2 protein-coding genes and 1 pseudogene are annotated in these 2259 nt (G+C 62.1%); 2 read left to right on the top strand and 1 reads right to left on the bottom strand.

Going from position 1 to position 2259, the window contains the following annotated elements:
• Together rhlB and AC1DVH_RS29795 are read left to right on the top strand one after the other, a co-directional pair.
• Window positions 1-961: ATP-dependent RNA helicase RhlB (gene rhlB / locus AC1DVH_RS29800; protein WP_477756811.1), on the top strand; the 961-nt coding region annotated here is incomplete at its 5' end.
• Between the two features lie 137 nt (window positions 962-1098).
• Window positions 1099-2043 (top strand): ornithine cyclodeaminase family protein, encoded by a 945-nt coding sequence (locus AC1DVH_RS29795; protein WP_477756810.1) that lies wholly within the window; start codon window positions 1099-1101, stop codon window positions 2041-2043.
• Window positions 2044-2140: 97 nt separating this feature from the next.
• On the opposite strand, the pseudogene AC1DVH_RS29790 reads toward AC1DVH_RS29795, so the two are convergent.
• Window positions 2141-2259 (bottom strand): annotated as a pseudogene (locus AC1DVH_RS29790) (ornithine cyclodeaminase family protein); the annotation flags it as partial.

Here is a 2259-nt window from a genome sequence, read left to right as displayed (position 1 = left end):
CTACATGGGTGAGCCGCGGGCGCTGATCATCGCACCGACCCGCGAACTGGTGGTGCAGATCGCCAAGGACGCCGCCGACCTGACCAAGTACACCGGCCTCAACGTCATGACGTTCGTCGGTGGCATGGACTTCGACAAGCAACTCAAGCACCTCGAAGCCCGCCACTGCGACATCCTCGTGGCCACACCGGGCCGTCTGCTGGACTTCAACCAGCGCGGCGACGTGCATCTGGACATGGTCGAAGTGATGGTGCTGGACGAAGCCGACCGCATGCTCGACATGGGCTTCATCCCGCAAGTGCGCCAGATCATTCGCCAGACGCCACCGAAGTCCGAGCGTCAGACGCTGCTGTTCTCCGCGACCTTCACCGAAGACGTGATGAACCTGGCCAAGCAATGGACCACCGACCCGTCGATCGTCGAGATCGAAGCGCAGAACGTGGCCAGCGAAAACGTCGAGCAGCACATCTACGCGGTGGCCGGTGCCGACAAATACAAACTGCTCTACAACCTGGTCAACGACAATGGTTGGGAGCGGGTGATCGTGTTCGCCAACCGCAAGGATGAAGTGCGACGCATCGAGGAACGCCTGGTGCGCGATGGCATCAACGCCGCGCAACTGTCCGGCGACGTGCCGCAGCACAAGCGCATAAAAACCCTGGAAGGCTTCCGCGAAGGCAAGATCCGCGTACTGGTCGCCACGGACGTGGCCGGCCGCGGCATCCACATCGACGGCATCAGCCACGTGATCAACTTCACCCTTCCGGAAGTGCCGGACGACTACGTGCACCGCATCGGTCGTACCGGGCGTGCCGGTGCCGACGGTGTATCCATCAGCTTTGCCGGTGAAGACGACTCCTACCAGCTACCGTCCATCGAAGAACTGCTGGGGCGCAAGATCAGCTGTGAAACGCCACCGACCCACCTGTTGCGGGCGGTTGAGCGCAAACGTCCGCACTGAGTGACGTTGCAGAAACAGGCGCAGCCGGAAACGGACTGCGCTTTTTTTTCGCCCGGCTTTTTTCAACAGGAGCTTGCTCGCTACAACTAAAAGTCCATAATGGACAAATTAGTTTACTTCAAGTCCCGGAGCCGACCATGTCCAGCACGCCCCAAGTGATTACCCAAGCCCAGGCCCGCGAGTATCTGGCGCGAGTCGATGTGCCGCAGATCCTGCGCAAACTGTTCCGCGACCTGGCCGCCGGGCAAGCCGTGCAACCGGCGCAGCAACTGGTGGAATTTCCCCAGGGCGCCGGCGACTTCATCAATTACCTGGGCGTGTTGGCCGAAGACGGCGTGTACGGGATCAAGACATCGCCGTACATCGTCCGTGAACAGGGGCCGCTGGTGACAGCGTGGACGCTGTTGATGTCGATGCAGACCGGCCAGCCGTTGTTGCTGTGCGATGCCGGAGAACTGACCACCGCGCGCACTGCGGCCACCACCGCCGTGGCGGTCGACGCCCTCGCGCCACTCACAGCCAATCGCCTGGCCATCATCGGCAGCGGCAAAGTGGCCCAGGCGCACCTGCATTACGTGAAAGGCCTGCGCGACTGGCAGAGCATCTGCCTGTACTCGCCGAGCGTGAGCGAAGACGCCGAAACCGTGAGCCTGCTGAAAAACATCGAGCCACGCCTGAACATCGTCGACAGTCGCGAAGCTGCCGTTCAGGACGCCGACGTGATCATGCTCTGCACCTCGTCCGCCGGTCCGGTGATCGATCCGTCAAGCCTGCGCAAACCGGCGCTGATCACCTCCATCAGCACCAACGCGCCGCGTGCCCACGAAGTGCCGCCGCAAAGCCTCAACAACATGCAGGTGTTCTGCGACTATCGCCTGACCACCCCGGGCTCGGCCGGTGAAATGCTGATCGCCGCCGAACAACACGGCTGGGACAGGAGTGCGATTGTCGGCGACCTGCCTGACCTGCTAAGCGAGAAAGTCCAGCGTCCCGGCTACGACCGCCATGTGTTCTTCCGCTCCATCGGCCTGGGCCTGGAAGACATTGCGCTGGCCAATGCGATCTATCGCCTGCAGCACTAACCCCCCCTGTAGGAGCGAGCTTGCTCGCGATGGTGKRTCAGGCACCRCTGTGTCGACTGACACACCATCGCGAGCAAGCTCGCTCCTACAGGGGGGGTTAGTGCTGCAGGCGATAGATCGCATTGGCCAGCGCAATGTCTTCCAGGCCCAGGCCGATGGAGCGGAAGAACACATGGCGGTCGTAGCCGGGACGCTGGACTTTCTCGCTTAGCAGGT

This window comes from Pseudomonas sp. P4_C3 (assembly GCF_056402075.1).
The sequence above is the reverse complement of the archived record's forward strand: the minus strand, read 5'-3'. Positions and strand labels throughout refer to the sequence as shown.